The following is a 24,722-nucleotide window of genomic DNA, read 5'->3' as shown; positions in this document are numbered from 1 at the left end:
ACCGAGCGGAGCGAGGGCCGTGAGCGCATGCCCGGCCAGCACGGCATGAGCGAACGCACCGAGCGGAGCGAGGGCCGTGAGCGCATGCCCGGCCAGCACGGCATGAGCGGCACGGTGCGGGTGCTGATCGTGGACGACGACCCGCTGGTGCGGGGCGCGCTGTCGATGATCCTCGGCGGGGTGCCCGACCTGACCGTGGTGGGTGAGGCCACCGACGGCGCCGAGGTGCCCGCCGCGGTCGCCGAGCACGCCCCGGACGTGGTGCTGATGGACATCCGGATGCCCCGGGTGGACGGGCTGGCCGCCACCGAGGCGCTGCGGGCGGCGGCGGACCCGCCCGAGGTGCTGGTGCTGACCACCTTCGACGCCGACGAGCAGGTGTTGCGCGCGCTGCGCGCCGGGGCGAGCGGCTTCCTGCTCAAGGACACCCCGCCGGCCGACATCGTGGCGGCGGTACGCCGGGTCGCGGCCGGGGAGGCGATGCTGTCCCCGGCGGTGACCCGCAAGCTGATCGCACACGTGACCGCCGCCGCGCCGGCGCCCGGGCCGGACCCGAAGCGGGAGCGGGCGGTGCGGCTGCTCGGTGGGCTGTCCGAGCGGGAGCGGGAGGTCGCGCTGCTGCTGGGCCGGGGGCGGACCAACGCGGAGATCTCCGCCGAGCTGTTCATGAGCGTGGCGACCGTGAAGGCGTACGTGTCCCGGTTGCTCACCAAGCTGGACCTGAACAACCGGGTGCAGGTGGCCCTTCTGGTACAGGACGCCGACCTGGCCTGACCCCCCACCCCCCGCCCTGTCGATCATGAAGTTGACCGGCGCGGTTGTCTGTTTTGTCGCCGCCAACTTCATGGTCGACTTGGCGGTGTGGGTGGGGGTGGGGGTGTGGGGAGGAAACGCTCGGGGTGGGGTGGGATTGAACTGCTGCCGGTGTCCGGCCGTACCAGTGGGCGAGGATGTGGTGCGGCCGGTCCGCCGCACCGCTGCCGAGCTGCGGGAGGCCTGCCGTGCGAGTTGGTGAGCAGTCGAGGGATCCCATCGACCAGATCCTGGGCGACGTGCCGGTGCCGGCGACGTTGACCCCCGAGGACGTCCGCCTCGCGGTCCGGGCGGTGGTGGTGCACGCCGCCGAGGAGTGGCCCGCGGGGCCGAAGTGCCGCAACGACGGGGCGGCGTTCCCCTGCCGGCTGCACCGCTGGGGACGCAAGGTGCTGGAGGCACACGGGCTGAACGAGCGCCAGATCGACGCGCTGGTCCGGCACGGCAACCCGTTCGTGCACGTACCGTTCCCGTTTGTGCTGACCGGGCCCTCGTCGGCCCGGCCGGGGGCGGCCCAGACTGCCCGGCCGGGCGCGGGTCAGGCGGCCCGGCCGGGCGCCTCGGCCCCGGCCGCCCGGCTCGCACCCGGCCAGGCGCCGCGCGGCCCGTCCCCGCGGGTCGCCGCGCCGCCGGTCCGGCCCGGCGTCGGTCGACCGACACGCGGTTCCGGGTCGAGCACACCGCCGGCCCCCGTCGCCCGGCCGCGCTGGCCCCGGGCGAGCTGACCCCGGTCCTGGTGCTCGGGCCGGGCAGACGACGACGGCCCGACGCGGGGAGCCCCCACCCCCGCGTCGGGCCGCCGTCCGCCGGCTACCTCAGTTGATCCCGCAGTTCGGGGCGGACCAGTCGGTGGCGGCGGCCGACTTGTCCTTGGTGTTCTCCCGGCGCGAGTCCACGTGCACGTGGTCGCCGTGGTCCGGGTAGCCGGGGCCGTAGATGCCGCTGAAGCCCTGGTCGCGTGCCGACCGGGCGACCTCGCAGAGGGTTCGGCTGCGGGAGATCAGGTCGGCCGCGTCGCCGTAGAGGTGCTGGCTGTCCGAGGCGCCGCCGACCTGCCGGTTGCAGGCGATGCTGCGGAAGCCGCTGGTGACGTAGAGCGGCTTGTCGCCCAGGCTGCGCCGCAGCGCCTCCAGCTTCCACATGGCGCGCAGCGCGTTCTCCCGGGTGGCGGACGACGAGAGCGGGCCCCCGCTCCACCCGCCCTTGCCGCAACCGTTGTCCAGCTCGGCGTAGCTGAAGTGCTTCGGCGTGCAGTCGTCGTCCTGCAGGGCGTAGATCTTGGCGAACGTCTGCGGGCCGGCGACACCGTCGGCGCGCAGCCCGTACGCGGCCTGGAAGCGCCGTACCGCGGCGGCCGTCTCCGGTCCGTACCGCCCGTCGACCCGCACGATGCCGCCGTACCCGGCCCAGCCGGCCACCCGGATCTGGAGCTGTCGGACGTCGGCGCCCGAGCTGCCCGTGGCGAGCGTCCGGGCCCAGGTGTAGCAGCCGTCGGCGTGGGCCGGTGGCGCGGCGACGGCGGTCGCGACGGCTGCCCCGGGCAGGGCCAGCGCGAACGCGACGGCCGCCCGCTTCAGGGTGTTGACGCGCACAGGAGTCCTCCCGATGAGAGAGCGGATGGGGTCGGGACGGGTGGAACGACCGGTACGTCCCGTCCTTCTCACCGTGACAGCCCACGGGGGTCTTCGTGGTGATTAGCGGAAATTGTTCTCACATTCGGTCATGGTCGGAGGGGCGCGGTAACGTCTGCTCCGGGCCCGGTTGGCGCGGGGGAGGTGGGCGTTGGCACGTGGCGGCGTGTTCTGCGTCGAGGGGCAGTGGCACCGCGACCTCAACGAGCGTGGGTCCGTCCTGCCCACGCTCGACCTGCTCGAACGGCTGGGCCGGATCCGCTACATCCACAAGGACGCCGCCACCCGCGACGAGCTGTTCTACTTCCTCGACCGCTGGCTGCTCAAGCAGTACGCGGACCACCGGGTCGGCTTCTTCGCCATGCACGGCGAGCCGAGCCGGCTCTGCCTCACCGACTGGGACTCCGTCGAGCTGGCCGACGTGGCCGAGCGGATGGCCGGCCGCTGCGAGGGACGCCGCCTCTACTTCGGCAGTTGCTCCGTGCTGCGCGCCTCCGACGCCACCCTCCGCGAGTTCCTCGACGTGACCGGCGCGGCGCTGATCTGCGGGTTCACCCGCGACGTCGACTGGGTCGAGTCGGCCGCGTTCGAGACCGTGCTGCTCGACGTGCTGGCCAACGGGCAGCGGCACAACGCGGCCGAGCTGCGGGTGGGCTCGGCGCACTGGGCGCCGCTCGCCGCGTACCTCGGTTTCCGGGTCATCTACGCCAACGGCCGCGCCTGGCGGCCCACCGCGCGCCCCCGCGTGCCCGAGCAGGTCTCCCCGCGCCGGGCCGCCGCCCGCCCGCGCTGAGATCCACCCCCGGGCCTGGTAGAACCGAGGGATGCCACGCAGCATCGCGCGCAACACCCGGGTCGACCGGGACGCCCTGACCGAGTTCCTCCGCCCCCGGCACCGAGTCGTGCTGATGACCACCCGGGCCGACGGTCGCCCGCAGTCCTCCCCGGTCTCCTGCGGGGTCGACGCCGAGGGCCGGCTGGTCATCTCCACCTATCCCGAGCGGGCCAAGGTGACCAACATCCGCCGCGACCCCCGGGTCTCGGCGTGCGTGCTCTCCGACGACTGGAACGGGCCGTGGGTGCAGGTCGACGGCGTGGCCGAGGTGCTCGACCTGCCCGAGGCGCTGGAGCCGCTGGTCGACTACTTCCGCAACATCTCCGGCGAGCACCCGGACTGGGACGAGTACCGCGCGGCGATGGTCGCCCAGGGCAAGTCACTGATCCGGGTGACGATCGAATCCTGGGGCCCGATCGCCACCGGCGGGTTCCCGGCCCGGCTCGCCGACTGATCAGTACGCGGCGGTGAACCGCGCGTTGCCGAACCTCGGGTTCTCGATCTCGTCGACGATCGCCACCGCCAGGTCCTCGTAGGTGAGCACCGAACGGCCCTGCGCGTCGGTCACCGGGTGGTCGGTGCCGGTGCGGTAGTGCCCGGTCCGCTCGCCGGGGTGGAACTCCAGCGGCGGCGGGGAGACGTACGTCCAGGTCACCCCGTCGGCCGAGGAGCGGTAGAACTCCAGGGCGTCGGCCTGCCCCTGCGCCGAGTCCCGGTATTCGGCCGGGAAGTCCGGCTCGTCCAGGAACCGGGTGCCGTTCGGCGTGAGCAGCGTCGCGCCGCCGCCGACATGGATCACCCGGGGCGGGTCGGGCAGCTCCCGGAGCGCGTCGACGAGCGTCCGCGCCGCGTCGCGCCACAGGTCACGCTCGCCACCGCCGATCGCCACCACCAGCACGTCCGCACCCTCGGCCAGCTCGCGTACGCTCCGCGCCGAGGTCGCGTCACCGGTCACCGTGCGTACGCCGGGCGGCAGGTAGCCGACCGCCTCCGGACGGCGTACCGCCGCGGTGACCCGGTGCCCCCGCTCGACGGCCTCGGCGGCGATCCGGGAGCCGGCCGTCCCGCCGGCGCCGAACACGACGATGTCGCTCATGCCTCACAGGCTAGGCAGCGGGCCGCCGGGCGGGTGCCGTTCCGCCGGAACCGGCCCCTCAGTCGACGAGCGCCGAGTAGACGAGCTGGCGCAACTGGCTGCGCAGCGGGTAGGTGCTCGACGGCATGAGCTGGGTGAAGAGCAGCGCCGTGATCTCCTCCACCGGGTCCACCCAGAACGCGGTGCTGGCCATGCCGCCCCAGTAGAACTCGCCCACGCTGCTGGGCACCCGCGACGGCACCGGGTCCAGCACCACGGCGAAGCCCAGCCCGAAGCCGATCCCGTCGAGGACGGTCTCGCTGAACCCCTCCGGGGAGAACGAGGCGAGGTCCCGACCGCCGGGCAGGTGGTTGCGGGTCATGAAGCGCAGCGTGCGGGGGCCGAGCAGGCGTACCCCGTCCAACTCGCCGCCGCGCAGCAGGAACTGGGTGAAGCGGTGGTAGTCGGCGGCGGTGGAGACCAGCCCCCCGCCGCCGGAGTGCCAGCTCGGCTCCGCCAGCGCGGCCTGGCCGATCCTGTCGGCGCGTACCGCCTGGCCGGTCGCCGGGTGCGGGGCGTAGAGCGCGGCCAGCCGCTTGGCGTCGGCCGGTTCCGCCCACCAGCGGGTGTCGGTCATGCCGAGCGGACGCAGGATCCGCTCGGTGAAGAACGCGGCCAGCGACTGCCCGGAGATCACCTCGACCAGTCGGCCCAGCACGTCGGTGGAGACGCCGTAGTTCCAGCTCGTCCCGGGCTGGAAGAGCAGCGGCAGCCGGGCCAGGCCGGCCGAGGCCGCGGCCAGGTCGGTGCCCGGCGGCACGCCCAGGTCGAAGCCGGCCGCCCGGTAGAGGCCGTCGACCACCGAGACCTGGGCGAAGCCGTACGTGAGGCCGGCGGTGTGGGTGAGCAGGTGCCAGATGCGGATCGGCTCGGTCGCCGGCACGGTGTACGGCTTGAGCACCGAGCCCCGGTCGTAGACCCGGACGTCGGCGAACTCCGGCAGCCAACGGCTGACCGGGTCGTTCAGCTCGAACCGGCCCTCCTCCCAGAGCATCATCGCGGCGACCGAGGTGATCGGCTTGGTCATCGAGTAGATGCGCCAGAGCGTGTCCGACTCCACCGGCGTGCCGGCCTCCCGGTCACGCTGCCCGTAGGTGGCGGAGTGGGCGATCTCGCCCCGCCGGGTGACGACGATCTGCCAGCCGGCGAGCCGACCGTCATCGACGTAACGGGCGAAGTGCTCGTCGATCCGCGCCAGCCGGGCGGGGTCGAAGCCGAGGCGGCCGGGGTCGGTGCTCACTACGACGCTCACGCCGCGAACCTACCCGCCGGTACGGCGAGCCGGAAGTGTCCGCCGGCCACACTAGTGTCGGCGGCATGCCGGAGCTCGCCGAGGACGTCACCTACCGCCACCAGGACTGGTACGCCGAAGAACTGGTCGACCGGCACTTCGTCCGCTGCGAGTTCTTCCAGGTCGACCTCACCGAGGCGGTCAGCCGGGGCGCGATCTTCACCGAGTGCGTCTTCGGCAACGTGGCGTTCAACGCCTCCCGGCACACCGACTCGGCGTTCACCAGGTGCACGTTCACCCGCTGCAACCTGTTCGAGGCCGAGTTCACCGGCTGCAAGCTGGTCGGCAGCAGCTTCGACCGGTGCGACCTGCGCCCGCTGCGGATCGACGGGGGCGACTGGTCCTTCGTCGCCCTGCCCGGGGCCGACCTGCGCGGGGCGCGGATCACCGACGCGCGGATGCGCGAGGCCGACCTGACCGGAGCCGATCTGACCGGCGCGGTGCTCACCGGCGTCGACCTGTCCGGCGCCCAGTGGCGCGGCGCCAAACTGACCCGCGCCGACCTGCGCGGCAGTGACCTGTCCACGCTCGACCCGGCCGAGGTCGCCCGCGCCGGGGCGCGGGTCGACGTGGCGCAGGCCGTCACGCTGGCGCAGGCGCTGGGTTTCCAGGTCGGCTGACCCGCCCTGCCCGGCGGTCGCCTCCGCCGCTTCGGCCGGCCCCACTCGCCGACCCGGCCGTCGCGTTGGTCGGACGCCGCTTCGGCCCGGCCTCACGCCAGCAGCGAAGGGCTCCACCTGGGAGCGTTATACCTCGGAGTCATCATTATGACCCTCAGGTATAACGGTTTACACGCAACGTTTCTCCCCGACGGGACGCGCCCGAACCGGCCGGGCGAAAAATTGGTGCGCTTCGACGGCTTCTCGATGATCGAAGCATGTGTCATCCTGCCCTGCGGCGAGCCACGGTGATGGCCGCCCGCGTCTGCGGCCGAGGGAGGGGCATTGGCTGAGGACGACATCACGCAGTCGGGGATCCGGGTCGGTGGCTGGCTGCCCGCCGTGCGGGACGGGTCTGACGCCGCGCCGCCGCCCGCCGGCCCGCGCCGCCTGCCCGGGGATCCGGACCCCGCCGCGACCGTCGGGCCCGCACCCGCCGTACCCGCTCCGACCGGACCCGCTCCGACCGGACCCGCTCCGACCGGGCTCGGGACGGCCGGCTCGGCGTCCGCCTGGCCACCGGCGGGACCGGACCGGGACGCCTCCTGGCCCTCGGGCGCGCTGCGGTCGACCGGCGCCCGGCCGCCGGTGGGTGGGGGAGCGACGCCGGTCGCGCCCGGCCGTCACACCGCCTCGGAGAGCCTCGGCGCGCGGGTGGCCGGGCCGGTCGTCGCGCTCGCGACCCGGGTACGTGGGGGGTCGAGCCGGCTGCGCACGGCGTACACCAGGGTGTCGGGTGGAGCCGGGGCGACGGCCGGGTCCGGCGCGGAGAGCCCGGCCACCCGGGTGGGCGCGGCCCGGGCCCGGCGGCACCGGCGGCGGGTGGTGCTGGCCGTCGTGGCGCTGAGCGTGTCGGTGGCGGCGCTGGCGTACTCGGCGCGGCCGCCGGCGTCACCCCAGCGCCGTGCCGGCGTGCCGGCGGCCGCGCCGACGGATCCGACGCCGGCGCCGACCGCGGCGCCGCCCACGGTCGTGCCGGCGAGCGGCGCGCCGGCGTTGCCCGGCGGGCCGCTGCTCAATGTGGACCAGCAGGCGGTGCCGGCGGCGGTGTCGCTCAGCCTGCTCGGTACGCGGGACTGGCGGCACTGGGGCGGGACGGGCGCGGACAGCGTCCAGCGCAAGCAGCGCGGCACCGGGGAGATCCAGGACCCGGGCGGCGCGCGGCTGGAACACAACGCCGGGGTGTCCGGGCTGACCTGGACCGACGGCACCCCGACGGCCCGGGAGGCGGGCACCCGTGCGGGTGTCTTCCAGCGCGGCGCCGGGAAGTCCTTCTCGCTCGCCGTGGCCGGCAGCGGTGACCTGCGGACCGTCCGGCTGTTCGTCGGCACGTTCTCGGCCGGGGCCCGGCTCGACGTCTCGCTCTCCGGTGGCGGCGACCCCGCCGTCCGGGAGGTGGCCCTCGCCCGGGGCGACCGCTTCTACCAGTACGTCATCCACTTCCGAACGCCCCGTGACCAGCGGCTGCTGATCAGTTGGCGGGCGCTCACGGTCACCGGCGGGCAGAACGACGGGGTGTCGCTCGAGGCGATCACGGTAAGCTGACCGGCCGCGCGACTACCGCTTGGTAACGAACTGGAAACGCCCGTCGGCTCACATATGGCGCAAACGACCGGCCGGTGACACCGTGGAGCCGGTCGCGCTCCGGCCGCTCCCGGTGGCGCGGCGTGACACGAAGCGGAGGGTTTGGTGGGCGAGGAGGACCGTTCGCGGACCGGCACCGGCTCGCACCGGGAGGGGCGCCCGCACACCAGGTCCGGGCTGCGCCGGCTGCGGCGCCGGCGGCGGATGCTGCTGGAGGCCCTGGCCGCGGTCCTCTGCCTGGCGGCGGTGGTGGTCTATCTCGGCACCGAGCGGCACGACACGCCCCGCGAGGAGAGCGCGGTCCTGCCGGTGGCGCCGACCGGCCGGGTCGGGCTGCCGAGCGAGGGCGACGGCGCGGTCGCCACCCCCGGGCTACGCCCCCGCCAGCGCCCGCCGTCGCCCAGTCCCTCCCCGTCCACCGTGGCGCCGACCTCGGTGGCGCCGCCGACCGTGGCGGTCAGCCGCGCCGAGGTGCCCGCCTCGGTCGACCTGACCGCCGTGGGCACCGTCGACTGGGTCCAGTGGGGCCTGCTCGGCGCCGACCGCACGGTCCGCAAGCGGGGCGGTTCCGGCGAGATCCGGGACGAGGGTGGCCGGGGCAAGCGGGAGAGCTACAGCAACAACCCGGAGGAGTACGCCTGGCGTGACGGCGCCCCGGTGGCCTCGGCCAGCGGCACCACGTCCGGGGTCTACACCTGCGACCGGGGCAGCGGTTTCCGGCTGACCGTGGCCGGCAACGGCCAGCCGCGCACGGTGCACCTCTACGCCGGGCTCTGGATGGCCCGCGGTCGGCTCGACGTGCGGGTGGCCGACGGCCCGGCCAGCACCGTCCGGATGGAGGACCCGCACACCGCGCTGACCGCCGACTTCACCGTGCGGTTCCGGGCGCCACGCGGCGCGAAGCTGACGCTGAGCTGGACCGTGGAGGAGTCGCTCGGGCAGTGCGGCAACGTCAGCCTCCAGGCCGTCGCGTTGCGCTGACGCCGTTACCTCCCGGGTAATCGACCCGGTGCGGCCCGCCCGCGCAGAATCGGTGGCACCTGCCGCGCCGGCACACCGGCGCCGCTCACCGGGGAGGACACCATGCCCGCTTTCGCGCTCGCCAGCCTGCGTCCCGCGCAGCTCAACGAGGAGATCCTGGAGTACATCGAGAAGGTGCAGTCGACGTTCGCGCCGTTCGGTGGGCGGTTCCGGGTGCACGGGGCCGAGCCCGAGGTCCTGGAGGGACGGTGGCCGGGGACCGTGGTCATCGTCGAGTTCCCCGACGTCGAGCGGGCCCGCGCCTGGTACGCGTCCGCCGCGTACCAGAAGATCCTGCCGTTGCGGACGCGCAACATCGAGGGCGACACCATCATCCTGGACGGGGTGGGCCCGGACTACGACGCCACGCGCACCGCCGCCCGGATGCGGGCCTCGCTCGGCTGAGCCGCCGGGACAGTTTGTCCGTCGCGGGTCGGGCCGGGCGTCGTACGTTTCCGATGTCCCGCCCGACCATCCCCTGTGGAGGTTCGACCCGATGAGCCGCCCCGCGTCCGTAACCCTCGCCCGTCAGCCCGCCGACGGCGGTGTGCTGCGGGACATCCCGCTGCCGCCGTACGTGACGGTCGAGGACGTCCAGTTCGCGGTGCGGGCGGTGGTGGTGCACGCGCCACGGACCTGGTCGGGCGGGACCATCTGCCGCAACGACGCCAGCCCGCACCCGTGCCGGCTGCACCGCTGGGGGCGGCGGGTGCTCGCGCTGCGTGGGCTGCCGGCGGCCGAGATCGACGCGCTGGTCGAGCGGGGTGACCCGACGGCCACCCCGCGCCCGTACCGGCCCGGCGCCTGAACGCCGGGCCGGCACGGACCGGTCAGCAGCGGACCGGCTTGACCCAGGAGCACTCCCGACCCTCCGGCACGCGCGGCGAGTCCGGCGCCACCGGCACCGTCCGCCGGGCCGTCGCGGTCTCCTTCTCGGAGTACGAGGCCAGCGCGATCGCGATCTGGTCCTCCAGCCCCTTGACCGACGAGGTCAGGTAGTTGTTGAGGACGATCGAGAAGGCCAGCAGCCGGCCGTCGGCGTCGGTGACGTAGCCGGAGAGGCCGGAGACCCCGGTCAGGCTGCCGGTCTTGGCGTGCACGTTGTTCGCGGCGGCGGTGCCGGCCATCCGGCTGCGCAGCGTCCCGCCGACGAAGCGGTCGGCGTTGCCGGCCACCGGCAGGGCCGCGTACCAGGTGTCGAACCAGGGTTCGGCGCGGACCGCCGAGAGCAGCGTGACGAACTGGGCCGGCGGGATCAGGTTGCGGCGGGACAGCCCGGACCCGTCGCGCTGGCGCAGCGTGCCGGTGTCCATCCCGGTGTCGCCGACGTACTCGCCGATCGCGGTCAGGCCGGCGGACCAGGTGCCGGAGCCGGAGAGCACCCGACCCAGTTCCTTGGTGAGCACCTCGGCGTGCCCGTTGTTGGAGAGCTTCAGGAACGGCACCATCAGGTCGGCCAGCGGCATCGAGTCGTGCCGGGCCAACGGTCGGGCGGTGTCCGGGGTGGCCGTGCCGAGCACGGTCCGGCCCAGCACGCGCACGCCGTGCCGGCGCAGGGCGGAGCGGAAGACGTCGGCGGCGTACCCGGTCGGTTCCCAGACCGTCACCCAGTCGCTCTCGATGGCCTGACCGGCGGCGATCTGGCCGGTCACCACGACGGTGTTGCCGCCGTGCTCCCGCTCGATCGAGATGCTGGTCTCGCCACCGGCGACGGTCTCGGCCCGGTTGTCGACGCGCAGCCAACCGTTGTCCGGCGTCATCGAGATCTTCGGCCGGGTGCCGGCCCGGGTGCCCGGCGCCACGTTGACGATCACGGTGCCGGCGTCGTAGTCGGTGTCCGGCGCGACGGTCAGCGCGGACACCTGCGCCGCGTAGTAGTAGGGCTCGTCGTCCCAGGTCCAGTCCGGACCGAGCCGGCTGCGGTCGTAGCGGGTGTCGTCGGCGACCAGGTTGCCGGTCACCACCCGTACGCCGGCGTCGGCGACCTGCGCGGCGAGCCGGTCGTAGTCCGCCGCGAGCATGGTCGGGTCACCGCCGCCGCGCAGGTAGAGGTCGCCGGAGAGCAGCCCGGCGCGGCGCGGCCCGCCTGCGCTGACGTCGGTGGTGAAGCGGTGGCCGGGACCGAGCAGTTCCATCGCCGCGGTCGAGGTGAGCAGCTTGGTGTTGGAGGCGGGGACGAGCCGCCGGTTGCCGTTGCGGTCGTAGAGCGTGCGGCCGGTGGCGGTGTCCACCACCACCACGCCCGCCTGCGCACCGTCGAGCCGGCTGTCGGCGAGGACCGCGTCGATGGTCGCGTGCAGCCGGGTCTGCGCCGGGGTGGGCGCTTCGGCCGTGGCGTTCGGGGCGCCGGCGGTGGCCGCGGTGGCGACCAGCACCAACGCCGCGAGGGCCCGAGGAAAGAGACGACGATGCATGCGCCGATGCTGCCATGGAGCTTTCCTGCGGGATAGGTCCCAGAGCGAAAGTTTTCGTCAGGCTCACGGTCGCGGGGTGGCCACCCGTTCCGCCGGCCCCCGCCCGCCCGCGCCGGGCCGCAGGATCAGCGGCGCGACCAGGGCGGCGAGCGCGCCCCCCAACAGCGGGAAGACGATGAACACCCAGAGCTGGCGCAGCGCGGCCCCGCCCTCGAACAACGCCGGGCCGAACGACCGCGCCGGATTCACCGAGGTCCCGTCCAGGGTGAGGCCGACCAGGTGCGCGGCGGCCAGGGCCAGGCCGATCGGCACCCCGGCGAACGCGGCGTGCTCACCGCGACCGGTCACCACCAGCACCACCAGGACGAAGAGGAACGTCAGCACCGTCTCCAGCACGGCGGCGCCACCCAGGTTGATGTGCGCGCCGTACCCGTTGGTGCCGAGCGCACCGGTCTGGTCTTCCACGTCACCCCACCGGGTGAGCGCCCAGATCACGAACGCGGCGACCGTGGCGCCGGCGAACTGCGCGATCCAGTACGCCACCGCGCCCAGCGGGGAGATCTTCCCGGAGAGCAGCACGCCCAACGTCACCGCCGGGTTGATGTGGCTGCCGGAGAGCGGCCCCATCGTGTAGACCAGCGCCAGCATGGTGAACCCGAAGGCCAGGGCGACCACCACCACGCCACCCTGGACGCGGGCGAAGACGGCGCTGCCCACACCGAAGAAGATCAGCAGCAGTGAGCCGAGGAACTCGGCGACGTACCTGCGCGGGTCGTCCATACCCCGAGCTTAGGGAGCCGGCGGACGCCCCGGAGGCAAAAACCCCTGTTCACGCCGGTGCTGGCCGATCACCCGGCTCTATTTGACGGATCCATCGGCAGCGGGCACGGTGGGTGGGGAGGGGCCGTCCGACCGCCCCGCTTCCGCGCGGCGAACACTGTTTCGTCCGCTTCCGCCGGCCGTGAGCCGACCGCGTGGGCCGAGCCGCCCGCGAACCTTCCGCACCCAGCCATGAGGAGTTCCGCCATGCTGACCATGACCGACAACGCCGTGCTGGTGATCCGTGACCTCGCCGCCCAGGAGGATCTCGCCGAGGCGGGCGGCCTGCGGATCGCCGCCGACACCGAGGCCGGGTCGCTCTCCATCGAGCTGGTGCCCGAGCCCGTGCAGGGCGACCAGGTGGTGGACACCGAAGGGGCGCGGATCTTCCTGGACTCCGACGCCGCCGAGCTGCTCAACGACACCGCGGTCGACGCGGTCGTCGACGACGAGGGCGTCGTCCAGTTCGGGTTCACCGAGAAGGAGTGACTCAGCCGGCGCGGCGGGACTCCCCGCCGCGCTGCGGCCGGCCGGCGCGTCCCCACGCCGGGGCGTCCTGGTCGGCCCACCACGAGCCGCCACGCTGCTCGCGGTCCGGTCGGGCCAGCGTGGCCAGCACGTGCGCCAGGTGGTGCGAGGTGCTCCAGGCGATCCAGGAGGCCTCCGATCCGGCGCCCGCGCCGCGCCGGGCCCGGCGCAGCACCTCGTGGTCGCCCCAGGAGAAACCCGCCCCGGCCGCCGGCCAGTGCGGGGCGGACACCAGCGTGCGGCACAGGTCGGCGAGGCGCTCGTCGCCCCGCCCGCCCCGCCGGGCCCAGCGGTAGACCCACCACGCGCCGTCCGCCGCCCAGCGCAGCGTCGGCAGCCGGTCGCCCGGCGCGTCCGCGCCGCGCACCGCGCAACCCACCCCGTAGTCCCCGTAGCCGAGCCGCAGGTCGGCCAGGCGCTGCCAGAGCGACCAGTCGTAGCGATCCAGGCGGACCGGCTCGTCGGTGGGAAGCCGGGACAGCGTCGGCGGCATCCCGCCCGCCGCCACGGTCACCGACCGCCAGGCGTGCCGGCGGGCCCACTGGGCCGCGCGCCGCACCCGCGGCTCGGCCAGCCGGACGTCCGCCGGGCAGCACACGTCCCCCGCGTCCAGCAGCAGGTCGCACTGCTCCGGCACCAGCCCGGTCGACCGCCACACCCGCTCCGCCGCGGCGGTGGTGGCGTCCGGCCCGGCGCGGTCCGGGCCGGTCCGCAGCCGGACCACCGCCCGGCCCGCCCAGGCCCGCGCGGCGGCGCCGTGGGCCGCCAGCCGCCGGTCACTCTCCGCGAGCCCGATCACCGGCACCAGCGGTACGCCCCAGCGGACCGGATCGTGTTCCGGCCCGTCCGGCAGCGCCGACGCGTCGACGGCGGGCAGGATGCCGGCGGGGAGCCGCCCCAGCGCCTCCGGCGTGCCCGGATCGTCCGAGGTGACGTCGAGGATCGGCGCGAGCAGGCCGACGGCGGTGTCGTCGAGGTGGGTCAGGGCTTCCAGTTCGCCCCGGCGCGCGGCCAGCACGGGACGGTAGACCGGTTCCGGCGGTCGGCCGCCGGGTGCGGACACCATACTTCAATGTAGCGACTCGATCGCTCTCCGTCACCATCGCGTCGGTCCGAATGACCGGAGACGCGATTGACAGGCCGCGCGCCGCGGTGGTGGCATGGTCTGCGCGGGCACCGCCGGGCATGGACGGGCAACCATGACCACCCCCTGAGCCGACCCGTGCCCCGGGCCGGCCCGCCCGGAAGGCCGAACCATGACCCCGCACTCCCGACTCCGGCTCGTCGCGGCCCTGGCCGCCGGGGCGGCCGCGCTGCTCGTCGCCGGCCAGTTGCCCGCGCTCGCGGTCGACGACCCGCCCGCGCCGGTCACCGGCAACGCCACCCACTTCGACGGCCTCGGCTCCCCGTACGGCGGGTGCGGCCTGCCACAGTCCGAACTGGACGCAGCGGACTTCGTCGCGCTCAACGTCTACGACCTGCCCGGCGACTACACGTCCTATCCGGTCCGGCCGCTGCCGCCGGCCCAGGCGGACAAGGTCGGCCTGTGGAACAACGGTCTCAACTGCGGCCGGTTCGTCCGGGTCACCATCGGCGACCGCTGCACCGGCACGAACGACGGCGCGCCGGGGCAGCCGTTCTGCCGCAACGGCTCCTGGGTCGCCGACGGCTACAACGGCGCCACGCTGACCATGGTGGTCGCCGACTCCTGCGGCGACGGCAACGCCTGGTGCCGGGACGACCGCAACCACCTGGACCTGTCCACCGCGTCGTTGAACCGGTTCGCGCGCGGTGGCGTCCCGGTCGGTGACCTCTACCCGAACCACTGGAACAACCGGCGGGTCTCCTGGTCGTTCGTGCCGGCGCCGGACTACTCCGGCGACATCCGGATCGCGTTCCTGCGGGGCGCGCAACGCTACTGGCCGGCCATCGCCGTCTCCCACCTGGCCAACGGCATCCACGGCGTGGAGTACCTGGCCGACGGGGTCTGGCGGACCGCCACCATGAACAGCGACATGGGCCAGTCGTACATCCTGGGCGCCACCGCCGCGGGCGGGACCGACTTCCAGATCCGGGTGCGGGACGTCACCGGCGCGCTCGTCAACGGCGGCCGGACGTACCGGTTCGCGCTGCCGGCCGCGTGCGGCGGCACCTGCTCGGCCGCGTACACGCCGGTCGCCTACACCACCTCGGACGGCCCGACCGGCTCGCCCAGCCCGACCGCCTCGGCGAGCCCGACCGCCTCGCCGAGCCCGACCGCCTCGCCGAGCCCGACCGCCTCGCCGAGCCCGACCGCCTCGCCGAGCCCCACCGGCACCCCGCCGTCCGGCGCGGGGTGCGCGGCGACCTGGACGGTCACCGGCGCGTGGGCCGGCGGCTTCCAGGCCGAGGTGACGGTCCGCAACACCGGTACGTCCGCCGCCGCCGGCTGGAGCAGCGAGGTCGGCTTCGCCGGCGGGCAGCGGCTGGTGAACGCGTGGAACGCCACCGCCGCCCAGTCCGGCACCCGGGTGACCGCCACGAACGCGGCCTGGAACGGGGCGCTGGCGGCCGGCGGCGTCACCAGTTGGGGCCTGGTCGTCTCGGGCGACAACCAGCCACCCGCCGAGGTGCGCTGCACCCTGCGGTGAACCGGGGGCCCGGGTGCGGAGACGTTCCGCACCCGGGCCCCGGCCTGGTCCTCCTGGGCGTGGCGCCGCTCGGCTCCCGCTCGGTCGTAGCGGCGCCGGGTGGCTTCCGCTCAGCCCTCGCGGCGCCGGTCGGCACCCGCTCGGTCCTCGCGGCGTCCGCCGGGTCGCCGCGTCGCCCGGGCGCTTCCCGTCAGTCGTCGTCGCCGTGCCGGTCGCCGCCGTGGTCGTCGCCACGGTCGTCCCGGCCGTGGTCGTCCCCACCCCGGTCGTCGCTGCCGGCGCGGTCGTCCCGGCCGCTGTCGTCGCGCCCGCCACGGTCCTCCGTGCCGGCCCGCTGCCGCTCGACCTCCAGCACCGCGCCGGTGCCCCGGTCGACCTTGACCTCGTGCCGCCAGCCGTCGCGGACCACCTTGACGCTCCACGCCGGACGGCCGTGCTCGGTCTCCGCCTCGATCTCGCTCACCCGGCCGCCTCCGATCCGCGCCAGCGCCACCTCGGCGGCCCGCTGCCGGCTCACCGCCCGATCCGCCGCCGGGGTGGTGTCGTCGTCGCGCCCCTGTCGAGCCGGGTTGTCCTCGCCGCCCATGCTCGCCGGAGCCGTGGCGTCGTCGGCCGCCCCGTGCCGGGCCGGGTTGTCCTCGCGCCCGTTCGCCGACCGGGCCGGGTTGTCGTCGCGCCCGTTCGCCGACCGGGCCGGGTTGTCGTCGCGCCCGTTCGCCGACCGGGCCGGGTTGTCGTCGCCCCCGTTCGCCGACCGGGCCGGGTTGTCCTCGCCGGACGTCGTGCCGGCCGGGTCGTCGCCTCCGGCCCGGGCCGGGTCGTCCTCCACCGTCACGGCGGCCGGGGCGGACCGCCCGCTCGACTGGTCCGCCGCGGCCACACCGAGCGCCGCGCCGGTCACCGCCAACACGGCCACGCCACCGGCCGCCGCCAGCATCAGGGAAGTACGTCGCATCATCGTCACCTCTCCTCGGTTCCTGTCCACGACGATGCGCGCCGGACGGTCAGCGCCGCGCTAGCCGAGGGACAACGCCGGGTTAAGGCGGGCTGAGCCACCCGTACCGTCAGTGGAACGCCACGGGTGTGTCAGGGCGCTGTTGACACCCGTGGCGTTCCCGTCGGTCGCCGGCCGGCTGGTGGGTGGAACGCGGTGGGTGCGTCAGGGAGGCAGTGGACACGGTCGCGCGTGCCCGGCCCCGTCCCACGTCGATGTTGCCCGATGAGCTGGGGTCAGGCAGGTGCGGCGGCGAGCCGGAGCACCACCCGGGCCCCGCCGCCGGGCCCGGACGACAACTCCAGCCGGCCGCCGCCCGCGCCGGCGGCCCGCTCGGCGATGTCCAGGCCCAGCCCGGTCGACCCGGCCCGGCTGACGCCCCGGCGCGGTGGTTCGGGTGGCAGGCCCGGGCCCTCGTCGGCCACGGTCAGCGTCACCTCGTCCGCCTCCGCCGCCAGCCGTACCGTGAACGGGGTGCCGTCCGGCGTGTGGGCGAACACGTTGCCCAGCAACGCGTCCACCGCGGCGGCCAGCTCGTCGCCGTTCAACCGGACCGGGAGCGGGCCGGGCGCGAGGTCGAGCGTCACGGTCCGGCCGGTGTCCTCCGCGAGCACCGACCAGAACGTCACCCGCTCGCCGACCACCTCGGCCGCGTCGCAGTTGCCCCCGGCGGCCGTACTGCGCCACCGGGCCTGCCGGATCACGCCGGTGACCGCCCGTTCCAGGCCGTCCACGGCGGCGGTCAGGCGGGTGGCGTCGTCCGGGTCGCGGAGCGACTCGGCCTCCAGCCGGAGCACGGTCAACGGGGTACGCAGCCGGTGCGACAGGTCGGCCACCTGCTCGCGTTCCTCACGCAACAGGACCTGGATCCGCGCGGCGAGATGGTTCAACGCGCCCGCCACCTCCCGCAGCTCGGCCGGGCCGGCCGGCTCGACGCGGGCGTCCAGCTCGGCGTTCGCCAACCGGTGGGAGACGGCCGAGAGCGCCGAGATCGGCCGCACCAGCGTGCCGGCCAGCCGGTCGGCGACCACGAGGCCCACCACCACGAGCAGCGCGCCGAGCAGCGCCAGCACCGACCAGGCGCGTGTCACGCCGGCGCTCAACTCGGCCGGCCGGACCACGGTACGGATCACGCCGGTGCCCTCCGGCCGGCCCTGCACCGCGACCACCACCTCCCGACCGGCGGTGGACTCGACGGTCAGGCTCTGCCCCCGGGCGGCCAGCGTGACCGCCGGGGTACGCGGGGCCGGCGCGCCGAGCACCGTCCCGTCGGCCAGGTAGACGCTCACCTCGCGGCCGGTGTCGGTGGCGAACTGGTCCACGGTCAGCCGGACCGTCTCCGGGCCGGCGGTGCCGACCACCGCCACCAGGCGCTGCACGTCGGCGGTGGCCCGGGCGGTCGCGCGGTCGGCGGCCACGGTACGCACCAGCACGGCCAGCGGCACCAGGAACGCGACCATGACCAGCACGCCGACGGCCGCGACCAGGAGTGTCAGCCGGCCCCTCACCGCTGGAGCCCCGGCGCGTCGAGCCGCACCCCGACCCCGCGCACGGTGTGCAGGTAGCGCGGCGCCTGGGCGTTCTCGCCGAGCTTGCGGCGCAGCCAGGACAGGTGCACGTCGACCGTCTTGTCGGCCCCGCCGTACGGGATCCGCCACACCTCGGTCAGCAGCTCCCGCTTGGTGACCACCTGGCCGGGCCGGCCGGCGAGGTGGTGCAGCAGGTCGAACTCGCGGGGGGTCAGCTCCACCGGCACCCCGTCGAGCGTGACCTGACGCGCCCGCGGGTCGATCCGCAGCCCGCCGACCACGAGCGCCGTCTCCGTCGCGCCGCCGGTGGCCGAGCGGCGCAGCACGGCCCGGACCCGCGCGTCCAGTTGCGCGGCGGTGAACGGCTTCACCAGGTAGTCGTCGGCGCCCGCGTCGAGCAGCCGGACGATCTCGACCTCGTCGTCGCGGGCGGTCGCCACCACCACCGGCACCGTGCTCACCGCGCGCAGCATCCGCAGCAGCTCGCCACCGTCCAGATCGGGCAGTCCCAGGTCGAGCACGACCAGGTCGGGTCGGTCGTCCAGGGCGTCGCGCAGCCCGTCCAGGGCGGTGGACGCGGCCGCCACCGCGTGCCCGTACTCCCGGAGGGCCCGCAGCAGCGGGGTGCGGATGGCCAGGTCGTCCTCGATGAGCAGCAGGCGCGCCACGCAAGGCACGATAGCCGCTGCCCGGGCGGTCGGCCGGGCCCCTTAACCGGACCTTAGCGTCGCCCTACGCCCCGCCCAACCCGGTCGCGGGGCAGACTCGGGGGCATGGACCGCCGTACCCTCCTCGCCGTGACCGGCTGGCTGGCCACGACCGCCGCGGCGACGCTCGTCGGGCTGGCCGCCATCGACCTGGTGGGCGCGGACATCACCGGCACGGCCGGCGGGGTACGCACCGAGCAGGACGTGGCCCGGGCGCTCGCCGTACCCGAGGCGGGGCCGAGCGGCACGGCCGCGAGCCCGACCGGGACGCCGGCCGGCACCGGGGCGGCGTCGCCGACCGGCGCCCAACGTGGTTTCACGACGCCCGGCGGCAGCGTGCTCGCGGAGTGCGGGCCCGGCGGCGTCCGCGTGGTGACGTCGTCGCCGACGCCCGGATATCGGACGAAGCACGCGGACCTCGGGCCCGACGACCACGTCGAGGTGCGGTTCGTCGGCGACGACCAGGAGTACGAGCTTCGGCTGCGCTGCCGCGACGCGGTGCCGGTCAACGATGTCAAGGATTGACGTTTTCCCAGCTCAGAGCCGTCTACTGTCCTTGATCGGACAGTGCTGTCGCTGGTTGGCGGGCGGCGTGTCGACATAGCGTCGAAGCAGCAGAGTGATCGCCGCTGATCGCCGGGACGCACCACGAACGCCTCCTGCCGGCGTACCGGTGGGAGAGAGGATCACCATGCCCAGCCCCAGACCGAGGAGGGGAGCGACCGGTCAGCCCGCCCCGAGCGCGCACGAGGCGGCGCGCGTCGACACCGAGATCAACTCGTACTCGCCGGCCGGGCTGCCGACGACCGCCCGCGTGCTGTTCGCCGTGGTCGACGCGAACGGCACCCTGGTCCGCGGCCTCGGCGCCACCTCGTCCACCCGGCTCGCCGCCGGGATGTACCAGGTCGCCTTCGACCAGGACGTGGCTCGGGCCGCGTACGTCGGGACGGTGGGCCCGGCCGGCGGCGGCGGGCTGGCGCAGCAGGGGACCGTCACGGTGGCGCCCCGCGCCGGGATCGCCAACGCGGTCTTCGTCGAGACGCACGCCGCGGGCGGGCACGTGGACCGCCCGTTCCACCTGGCCGTGCTCGCCTGACCGCCAACGAGCGCACGGCGCCGCACGACCCGGGGGTCGTCACGTCGCCGCGCTCTGGCCGTCTCCCACCGGCGCAGCCGTACGGCGGTACGTCAGCGGGGACCTGGCTCGACCGGCCTGTCCCGCACCGGTCTTGTCGGCTGCAGATGCCCGTTCCCGGCGCGGTCAAACCCCCTCGCGGTGGGGAATTCCACCATCTGCCACTCCCGGCGTGGCGGACGCGCGATCGGGGTATGAGCGGGCCATGGAGCATTTCACGATCGCGACCGTCGCCGAGAAGAGTCCCGACTTCCGCCGCGTGCTCTGGACCGGGGAGCACACCCAGCTGGTCATCATGACCATCCCGCCGGGCGGCGAGATCGGCGAGGAGGTGCACGAGGGCATCGACCAGATCCTCACGTTCGTCAGCGGCACCGGCGAGGCGCGGGTGGCGGGCGAGAAGAAGGACGTCGTCGCCGGCGACCTGGTGGTCGTGCCGTCGGGCACGAAGCACAACTTCGTCAACACCGGGCCGAACCCGCTGGTGCTCTACACCGTCTACGGCCCGCCGGAGCACGCCGACGGCGCGGTGCACAAGACGAAGGAGGAGGCGGACGCCGCCGAGGAGGCCGGCGAGGACGAGCCGCCCACGTCCTGAGCGCGCGTTGTTAAGAAGGGGCCCCTGCCATGCCGGAGGCGTTAAGCGGGGGCCCTTCCTTACACCAGGCCGGGGTACTTGATGCCGGCGCCGGTGTTGAGCACGACGACCCGCTCCCCGGGCCGGATCCAGCCACCCGCGCGCAGGTGCCGGGCCGCGGTCAGGCAGGCCGCGCCCTCCGGGCAGAGCAGCAGCCCCTCCCGGGCGGCGAAGTCGCGCAGGTCGGCGACGATCTCCGCGTCGTCCACCGCGATCGCGGTGCCGGAACTCTCCCGCAGCGCGGTCAGGATCAGCTCGTCGCCGAGCGGGGCGGGCACGGTGATGCCGAACGCGACGGTGTGCGCGTCCACCCACGGGGTGGCCCGCGCCTCGCCGGCCGCGAACGCGCGCACGATCGGCGCGCAGCCGGTCGACTGCACCGCCACCAGCCGGGGCAGCCGGTCCTCCACCCAGCCCAGCTCGCGCAGCTCGTGCAGTGCCTTGTGGATGCCGATCAGCCCGACGCCGCCGCCCGTCGGATAGATGATCACGTCGGGCACCTGCCAGCCGAGCTGCTCGACGATCTCGTAGCCCATCGTCTTCTTGCCCTCCAGCCGGTAGGGCTCGCGCAGCGTGCCGGCGTCGAAGACCCGCCCGCCCGAGTCGGCCACCAGCGCGGCGATCTCCCGGCCGGCGTCCCCGATCAGGCCGTCGACCAGCCGCAGGTCGGCCCCGGCGGCGACGCACTCCTGCCGGCAGATGGTCGGCGCGGCCAACGGCATGGCGATCGTCGCGCCCATCTGAGCCCGGGCCGCGTACGTCGCCCAGGCCGCGCCGGCGTTGCCGTTGGTCGGCATGGCGATCCGCTCCACGCCCAGCTCCCGGGCCCGGCTCACGCCGACCGCCGCGCCCCGCGCCTTGAACGACCCGGTCGGCGTCAGCCCCTCGTCCTTGACGATCAGCTCGTCCACCCCGATCTCGTGGCCGTACGCCCGGGCGTGCCACAGCGGCGTCCAGCCCTCGCCCAGCGTGGTCACGAACCGGGGATCGGCCACCGGCAGCAGCTCCCGGTAGCGCCACAGGTCGGCCGGGCGCAGCCCGAACTGCTCCGGGGTGACCGTGGCGGCCACCATGGCCAGGTCGTAGCGGGCCAGCAGCGGGGAACCGCACCCGCACAGGTTCTGCAGCTTGTCGGCCGGGTGGTCCAGGCCGCAGCGCGGGCACTCCAGGTGCGTCAGGTGCACGGTGGTCCTCAGCTCGCGTCGATGCTCAGCCAGTGCCGGCTGCGCCGGCCCGGTTCGTAGCGGGAGTCGAGGCGCTTCGCCACCACCCCCGGGAGCCCCTGCTCACGGGCGGCCCGCAGGGCGTCCGCGCCGACTCCCGGGAACCACGGCGGAGTCTGCCAGTGCGGACCGGCCAACGCCAGACCGTCGAGCAGGTCGCGGCGTTGCGCGTACGGCACGTCGAGGCTCGACACGCCCTCCAGCCAGAGCAGGTCGACGGCGAGGAACTGGCCGTCGCGCCGGGTCGGCGGATGCAGCCGCCCGGCCGGGTCGATCCGCACCAGCACCCCGTCCAGCACCGCCTCGGTGGGGGCCAGCTCCTCGGCCATCGCCCGCAACCAGGGGTACGCGCCGGTGACGTCCGCGTCGTCGCCGTCGCGCAGCCGCAGCCGGCCGCCGGAGACGTACGCCATCGCCCGCACGCCAGACCAGCGCGGCTCGTACCCCCAGGCGTCGGCGTCGCGCGGCAGCCGGCCGCCCTCGGCGGCGCGCATCGGGCGGACCAGTTCGGGCATCGGCGTCCAGCCGGGCGGCGCCGGGTCGGTGCGGCGGACCATCCAGTCCCGGCCCCGGCCGCCGGTGGCGAACAGGACGTACCGCCCCTTCGTGCGCTCCCCGTCCAGCACCACGACCACCTCGTCGTCGCGCCACTTCTCCGCGCGGTAGGTGCCGGTGTCGTGGAGGGTCATCCGCCCGCCGCCGTACTCCCCGGCCGGGATCTCCCCGGCGAACGTCAGGTATTCCATCGGGTGGTCCTCGGTGTGCACGGCGAGGTGGTTGCGGCCCGGGTCGCGGGGCAGGCCACGCGGAACCGCCCAGGAGGCCAGCACGCCGTCGTGCTCCAGCCGCAGGTCCCAGTGCAGGCTCCGGGCGTGGTGCTGCTGGATGACGAAGCGGGGCGCGGGCCCCGTCGGCCGCCGGCGGCGCGGCGACCGCTCGGGCACCGGTTCCGGGGTACGCGCCGGGTCCCGCTTGCGCCGGTAGTCCTCCAGCCGGTCCGCCACAGCCGTATTCTCCGCCATGCCCTTCCCGGGGGCCGGCATGGCGGCGACGATCAGGGGTAGAACCGTCGGCATGGACCTCGACCAGCCCACCCTGCCACTCACCGGCGACGTCCGGATCCCGCTGCTCGGCTTCGGCACGTGGCAGGCCACCGGCGAGGACGGCTACCAGGCCGTGCTCGCCGCGCTGGACGCCGGCTACCGCCACCTCGACACCGCCACCATGTACGGCAACGAGAAGGAGGTCGGTCGGGCGGTCGCCGAGAGCGGGCTGCGCCGGGAGGACGTCTTCATCACCACCAAGCTGCCGGCGGACCGGGTGGGCCGGGAGCGGGAGACCATCGAGGCCAGCCTCGACGCGCTGGGCGTCGAGTACGTCGACCTGTGGCTGGTGCACTGGCCGCCGCCCGCCCCGGGGGACAGCATCCCGGTGTGGCGGGAGATGCTCGCCGCCCGGGACGAGAACCTGGCCCGCGCGGTCGGCGTGAGCAACTACTCGACCGCGCAGCTCGACGAGCTGATCCAGGCCACCGAGGAGACGCCCGCGGTCAACCAGATCCGGTGGAGCCCGTCGCTGTACGACCGGCAGACGCATGTCGCGCACCGGGACCGGGGGGTGGCGCTGGAGGGGTACAGCCCGTTCAAGACCAGCGACCTGTCCGACCCGGTGCTGGTCCGCATCGCCCAGGCGCACGACGTCTCGCCCGCGCAGGTGGTGCTGCGCTGGCACATCGACCACGAGATCGTGGTGATCCCGAAGTCGGTGACGCCGGAGCGGATCCGGGCCAACGCCGACGTGTTCGGGTTCTCGCTGACCGCCGAGGAGATGCGGGACATCGACGCGCTCGGCGGCTGACCCGCGTACCACGGGAGGGGGCGCGGTCCGGTGCGGACCGCGCCCCCTCGTGTCGTGGTGGTCAGCCTCGGGCGCAGGCGGTGCCGTTGAGGGTGAAGCTGCTCGGCGCGGAGAAGCTGCCGTTCAACGTGGCCTGGTAGCCGAAGTTGGTCGAGGCGCCCGGGGAGAGGGTGCCGTTGTAGTCGACGTTGCGGGCGGTCACCGCCGAGCCGCTCTGCGACACGGTGGCGTTCCACGCGCTGGTCACGTTCTGCCCGGAGGGCAGGTTGTAGTTGAGCGTCCAGCCGTTGATCGTGCTGTTGCCGGTGTTCTTCACCGTCACCTCGGCGGTGAAGCCGTTGTTCCACACGTTCGTCGCGCGGTAGGTCACGGTGCAGGCGGCGCTGCCCGAGGGCGGCGGCGTGGTGGTCGGCGGCGTGCTGGTGGGCGGCGGGTTGCTGCCGGTGTTGACGCTCTGCGAGAACGAGTTGACCGCCAGCCCGACCCCGCCCTGCCACGGCTCGAAGCCGGCCTGGATGCTGGTCAGGTACCAGTCGTTGGTGATCGCGCCCCGGTTGCGGGTGTCGTTGATGAACGCCATCGCGTCGAAGCTGAAGCTGGGGATCGCGGACGGCGCCACGTACGAGATGACGTTGTTGGAGCCGTTGCTGCCCCGCCAGACCTCCCAGGTCCGGCCGGCGATGCTGGCGTTGCCGACCGGGGAGCCGATGGGCTGGATCGAGCCCTGCCGGTTGAGCCAGATCATGATCTCCATCTGATTCACGCCGTCGCGCTTGGGCGACGGGTCGAGCCAGATGTCGTACGCGGCGTCGTAGATCGCGCCGCTGACGTAGTTGTAGCTGATGCTGGCCGGCGCGCTGCTGATGTTCTTCACCTGGACCGGCAGGTTCGTGCCGGGCGAGCAGTTGGTGTAGTGGCAGCCCACGAAGATCGACGGGTAGGAGACCGGCGCCCCGTTGGTCGGCGCGGAGCCGTCCGCCCGGGTGATCGAGAAGCCGGTCGAGGTGACGTTGATGCACTGCTGGGCGCTCGTGCCCCAGCGGTTGTTCTGCACCACGTACTTGCCGCCGATGGTGGTGGAGCCGTACTGGTCGCAGATCTGGGTGTCGGCCGAAGCGGTGCCGCCGAGCGCGACGGCGACGATGCTGCCGGCGGCCAGCAGGCCGGCCGCGGCGATGGCTCTGAGTGAACGCTTCATGATGCTCCTTGGTTCGACGCGGGGGCGCCGGATCTGACGGGGGATACGTGCGGGAGCGCTCCCAGGCTCATCGAACACATTTA

27 protein-coding genes are annotated in these 24,722 nt (G+C 74.4%); 15 read left to right on the top strand and 12 right to left on the bottom strand.

The window, feature by feature from the left end; all coding sequences use genetic code 11:
* Window positions 1–102: 102 nt before the first annotated feature.
* The gene (locus H1D33_RS18665) at window positions 103–774 is read left to right on the top strand and encodes a response regulator (RefSeq protein WP_181572677.1); all 672 of its coding nucleotides are present in this window, start codon (window positions 103–105) and stop codon (window positions 772–774) included.
* A gap of 227 nt (window positions 775–1,001) precedes the next feature.
* Window positions 1,002–1,538: a hypothetical protein gene (locus tag H1D33_RS18660; RefSeq protein WP_181571924.1), complete on the top strand. Its 537-nt coding sequence runs from the start codon at window positions 1,002–1,004 to the stop codon at window positions 1,536–1,538.
* 90 nt (window positions 1,539–1,628) lie between these two features.
* On the opposite strand, the gene H1D33_RS18655 is transcribed toward H1D33_RS18660, so the two are convergent.
* Window positions 1,629–2,405 (bottom strand): D-Ala-D-Ala carboxypeptidase family metallohydrolase, encoded by a 777-nt coding sequence (locus H1D33_RS18655; RefSeq protein ID WP_181571925.1) that lies wholly within the window; start codon window positions 2,403–2,405, stop codon window positions 1,629–1,631.
* A 190-nt stretch (window positions 2,406–2,595) separates the two neighbouring features.
* On the opposite strand from H1D33_RS18655, the gene H1D33_RS18650 reads away from it, so the two are divergent.
* Window positions 2,596–3,237 (top strand): DUF6642 family protein, encoded by a 642-nt coding sequence (locus H1D33_RS18650; protein ID WP_181571926.1) that lies wholly within the window; start codon window positions 2,596–2,598, stop codon window positions 3,235–3,237.
* Window positions 3,238–3,268: 31 nt separating this feature from the next.
* Window positions 3,269–3,733, top strand: coding sequence for a PPOX class F420-dependent oxidoreductase (locus tag H1D33_RS18645; RefSeq protein WP_181571927.1), 465 nt, complete (start codon window positions 3,269–3,271; stop codon window positions 3,731–3,733).
* On the opposite strand, the gene H1D33_RS18640 is transcribed toward H1D33_RS18645, so the two are convergent.
* Together H1D33_RS18640 and H1D33_RS18635 are read right to left on the bottom strand one after the other, a co-directional pair.
* A complete protein-coding gene (locus H1D33_RS18640; protein ID WP_181571928.1) occupies window positions 3,734–4,375 on the bottom strand; it encodes an NAD(P)-dependent oxidoreductase in 642 nt (213 codons plus the stop codon).
* 58 nt (window positions 4,376–4,433) lie between these two features.
* Window positions 4,434–5,666: a serine hydrolase domain-containing protein gene (locus tag H1D33_RS18635; protein WP_181571929.1), complete on the bottom strand. Its 1,233-nt coding sequence runs from the start codon at window positions 5,664–5,666 to the stop codon at window positions 4,434–4,436.
* Window positions 5,667–5,731: 65 nt separating this feature from the next.
* On the opposite strand from H1D33_RS18635, the gene H1D33_RS18630 reads away from it, so the two are divergent.
* The 5 genes from H1D33_RS18630 (at window position 5,732) to H1D33_RS18610 (ending at window position 9,776) form a co-directional block, all read left to right on the top strand.
* Window positions 5,732–6,325, top strand: a complete 594-nt coding sequence (locus H1D33_RS18630; RefSeq protein ID WP_181571930.1) for a pentapeptide repeat-containing protein — start codon at window positions 5,732–5,734, stop codon at window positions 6,323–6,325.
* A gap of 324 nt (window positions 6,326–6,649) precedes the next feature.
* Complete coding sequence (locus H1D33_RS18625; protein ID WP_181571931.1) at window positions 6,650–7,909, top strand: hypothetical protein; 1,260 nt, start codon at window positions 6,650–6,652, stop codon at window positions 7,907–7,909.
* Between the two features lie 144 nt (window positions 7,910–8,053).
* Entirely contained in the window at window positions 8,054–8,929 is an 876-nt protein-coding gene (locus H1D33_RS18620; protein ID WP_246412020.1) for a hypothetical protein, read from the top strand.
* A gap of 102 nt (window positions 8,930–9,031) precedes the next feature.
* Complete coding sequence (locus H1D33_RS18615; RefSeq protein ID WP_181571932.1) at window positions 9,032–9,373, top strand: DUF1330 domain-containing protein; 342 nt, start codon at window positions 9,032–9,034, stop codon at window positions 9,371–9,373.
* A 91-nt stretch (window positions 9,374–9,464) separates the two neighbouring features.
* Entirely contained in the window at window positions 9,465–9,776 is a 312-nt protein-coding gene (locus tag H1D33_RS18610) for a hypothetical protein (RefSeq protein WP_181571933.1), read from the top strand.
* 22 nt (window positions 9,777–9,798) lie between these two features.
* On the opposite strand, the gene dacB is transcribed toward H1D33_RS18610, so the two are convergent.
* Window positions 9,799–11,382, bottom strand: a complete 1,584-nt coding sequence (dacB, locus tag H1D33_RS18605) for a D-alanyl-D-alanine carboxypeptidase/D-alanyl-D-alanine endopeptidase (RefSeq protein ID WP_181571934.1) — start codon at window positions 11,380–11,382, stop codon at window positions 9,799–9,801.
* A gap of 63 nt (window positions 11,383–11,445) precedes the next feature.
* Entirely contained in the window at window positions 11,446–12,162 is a 717-nt protein-coding gene (locus tag H1D33_RS18600) for an MIP/aquaporin family protein (protein WP_181571935.1), read from the bottom strand.
* A 246-nt stretch (window positions 12,163–12,408) separates the two neighbouring features.
* Between H1D33_RS18600 and H1D33_RS18595 the strand changes: the two genes are divergently transcribed.
* Window positions 12,409–12,690, top strand: a complete 282-nt coding sequence (locus H1D33_RS18595) for an iron-sulfur cluster biosynthesis family protein (RefSeq protein ID WP_181571936.1) — start codon at window positions 12,409–12,411, stop codon at window positions 12,688–12,690.
* A 1-nt stretch (window position 12,691) separates the two neighbouring features.
* Here the strand turns inward: H1D33_RS18595 and H1D33_RS18590 are convergent, their stop codons facing one another.
* Entirely contained in the window at window positions 12,692–13,795 is a 1,104-nt protein-coding gene (locus H1D33_RS18590; protein WP_181571937.1) for a beta family protein, read from the bottom strand.
* 190 nt (window positions 13,796–13,985) lie between these two features.
* Between H1D33_RS18590 and H1D33_RS18585 the strand changes: the two genes are divergently transcribed.
* Window positions 13,986–15,359, top strand: coding sequence for a cellulose binding domain-containing protein (locus H1D33_RS18585; RefSeq protein WP_181571938.1), 1,374 nt, complete (start codon window positions 13,986–13,988; stop codon window positions 15,357–15,359).
* A gap of 190 nt (window positions 15,360–15,549) precedes the next feature.
* Here H1D33_RS18585 and H1D33_RS18580 read toward each other — a convergent pair whose 3' ends face one another.
* From H1D33_RS18580 to H1D33_RS18570, 3 genes are all read right to left on the bottom strand, one after another.
* Complete coding sequence (locus tag H1D33_RS18580; protein ID WP_181571939.1) at window positions 15,550–16,314, bottom strand: PepSY domain-containing protein; 765 nt, start codon at window positions 16,312–16,314, stop codon at window positions 15,550–15,552.
* 275 nt (window positions 16,315–16,589) lie between these two features.
* Window positions 16,590–17,861: a sensor histidine kinase gene (locus H1D33_RS18575; RefSeq protein WP_181571940.1), complete on the bottom strand. Its 1,272-nt coding sequence runs from the start codon at window positions 17,859–17,861 to the stop codon at window positions 16,590–16,592.
* A complete protein-coding gene (locus H1D33_RS18570; protein ID WP_181571941.1) occupies window positions 17,858–18,550 on the bottom strand; it encodes a response regulator transcription factor in 693 nt (230 codons plus the stop codon). The genes H1D33_RS18575 and H1D33_RS18570 overlap by 4 nt, the downstream gene beginning before the upstream one ends.
* Before the next feature lie 105 nt (window positions 18,551–18,655).
* Here H1D33_RS18570 and H1D33_RS18565 point away from each other — a divergent pair, with 105 nt between their 5' ends.
* The 3 genes from H1D33_RS18565 to H1D33_RS18555 all read left to right on the top strand — a co-directional run bounded on the left by H1D33_RS18565 (window position 18,656) and on the right by H1D33_RS18555 (window position 20,322).
* On the top strand, window positions 18,656–19,114 hold the full coding sequence (locus H1D33_RS18565; protein ID WP_181571942.1) for a septum formation initiator: 459 nt from the start codon (window positions 18,656–18,658) through the stop codon (window positions 19,112–19,114).
* A 166-nt stretch (window positions 19,115–19,280) separates the two neighbouring features.
* Window positions 19,281–19,685 (top strand): hypothetical protein, encoded by a 405-nt coding sequence (locus tag H1D33_RS18560; RefSeq protein ID WP_181571943.1) that lies wholly within the window; start codon window positions 19,281–19,283, stop codon window positions 19,683–19,685.
* A gap of 244 nt (window positions 19,686–19,929) precedes the next feature.
* Window positions 19,930–20,322, top strand: a complete 393-nt coding sequence (locus H1D33_RS18555) for a cupin domain-containing protein (protein ID WP_091063455.1) — start codon at window positions 19,930–19,932, stop codon at window positions 20,320–20,322.
* 59 nt (window positions 20,323–20,381) lie between these two features.
* Here the strand turns inward: H1D33_RS18555 and H1D33_RS18550 are convergent, their stop codons facing one another.
* Window positions 20,382–21,545 (bottom strand): threonine synthase, encoded by a 1,164-nt coding sequence (locus tag H1D33_RS18550; RefSeq protein ID WP_181571944.1) that lies wholly within the window; start codon window positions 21,543–21,545, stop codon window positions 20,382–20,384.
* An 8-nt stretch (window positions 21,546–21,553) separates the two neighbouring features.
* Window positions 21,554–22,588 carry a DNA polymerase ligase N-terminal domain-containing protein gene (locus H1D33_RS18545; protein WP_181571945.1) on the bottom strand — a complete coding sequence of 345 codons (1,035 nt, stop codon included), beginning with the start codon at window positions 22,586–22,588 and terminating at the stop codon, window positions 21,554–21,556.
* 70 nt (window positions 22,589–22,658) lie between these two features.
* Between H1D33_RS18545 and H1D33_RS18540 the strand changes: the two genes are divergently transcribed.
* Window positions 22,659–23,441, top strand: a complete 783-nt coding sequence (locus tag H1D33_RS18540; RefSeq protein ID WP_181571946.1) for an aldo/keto reductase — start codon at window positions 22,659–22,661, stop codon at window positions 23,439–23,441.
* 61 nt (window positions 23,442–23,502) lie between these two features.
* Here H1D33_RS18540 and H1D33_RS18535 read toward each other — a convergent pair whose 3' ends face one another.
* On the bottom strand, window positions 23,503–24,639 hold the full coding sequence (locus H1D33_RS18535; RefSeq protein ID WP_181571947.1) for a glycoside hydrolase family 12 protein: 1,137 nt from the start codon (window positions 24,637–24,639) through the stop codon (window positions 23,503–23,505).
* Window positions 24,640–24,722: the final 83 nt, after the last annotated feature.

It is taken from the genome of Micromonospora ferruginea, assembly GCF_013694245.2.
GTDB lineage: Bacteria > Actinomycetota > Actinomycetes > Mycobacteriales > Micromonosporaceae > Micromonospora > Micromonospora robiginosa.
Note: the sequence above shows the minus strand (reverse complement) of the source record. Positions and strands in the feature narration are given on the sequence as shown.

Coding starts and splice junctions, on each gene's coding strand:
- H1D33_RS18580 (WP_181571939.1), bottom strand. CDS start 16,314: ATGCGACGTACTTCCCTGATGCTGGCGGCGGCCGGTGGCGTGGCCGTG.
- H1D33_RS18560 (WP_181571943.1), top strand. CDS start 19,281: ATGCCCAGCCCCAGACCGAGGAGGGGAGCGACCGGTCAGCCCGCCCCG.
- H1D33_RS18665 (WP_181572677.1), top strand. CDS start 103: ATGAGCGGCACGGTGCGGGTGCTGATCGTGGACGACGACCCGCTGGTG.
- H1D33_RS18630 (WP_181571930.1), top strand. CDS start 5,732: ATGCCGGAGCTCGCCGAGGACGTCACCTACCGCCACCAGGACTGGTAC.
- dacB (WP_181571934.1), bottom strand. CDS start 11,382: ATGCATCGTCGTCTCTTTCCTCGGGCCCTCGCGGCGTTGGTGCTGGTC.
- H1D33_RS18595 (WP_181571936.1), top strand. CDS start 12,409: ATGCTGACCATGACCGACAACGCCGTGCTGGTGATCCGTGACCTCGCC.
- H1D33_RS18585 (WP_181571938.1), top strand. CDS start 13,986: ATGACCCCGCACTCCCGACTCCGGCTCGTCGCGGCCCTGGCCGCCGGG.
- H1D33_RS18600 (WP_181571935.1), bottom strand. CDS start 12,162: ATGGACGACCCGCGCAGGTACGTCGCCGAGTTCCTCGGCTCACTGCTG.
- H1D33_RS18540 (WP_181571946.1), top strand. CDS start 22,659: ATGGACCTCGACCAGCCCACCCTGCCACTCACCGGCGACGTCCGGATC.
- H1D33_RS18610 (WP_181571933.1), top strand. CDS start 9,465: ATGAGCCGCCCCGCGTCCGTAACCCTCGCCCGTCAGCCCGCCGACGGC.
- H1D33_RS18555 (WP_091063455.1), top strand. CDS start 19,930: ATGGAGCATTTCACGATCGCGACCGTCGCCGAGAAGAGTCCCGACTTC.
- H1D33_RS18615 (WP_181571932.1), top strand. CDS start 9,032: ATGCCCGCTTTCGCGCTCGCCAGCCTGCGTCCCGCGCAGCTCAACGAG.
- H1D33_RS18645 (WP_181571927.1), top strand. CDS start 3,269: ATGCCACGCAGCATCGCGCGCAACACCCGGGTCGACCGGGACGCCCTG.
- H1D33_RS18565 (WP_181571942.1), top strand. CDS start 18,656: ATGGACCGCCGTACCCTCCTCGCCGTGACCGGCTGGCTGGCCACGACC.
- H1D33_RS18640 (WP_181571928.1), bottom strand. CDS start 4,375: ATGAGCGACATCGTCGTGTTCGGCGCCGGCGGGACGGCCGGCTCCCGG.
- H1D33_RS18590 (WP_181571937.1), bottom strand. CDS start 13,795: ATGGTGTCCGCACCCGGCGGCCGACCGCCGGAACCGGTCTACCGTCCC.
- H1D33_RS18535 (WP_181571947.1), bottom strand. CDS start 24,639: ATGAAGCGTTCACTCAGAGCCATCGCCGCGGCCGGCCTGCTGGCCGCC.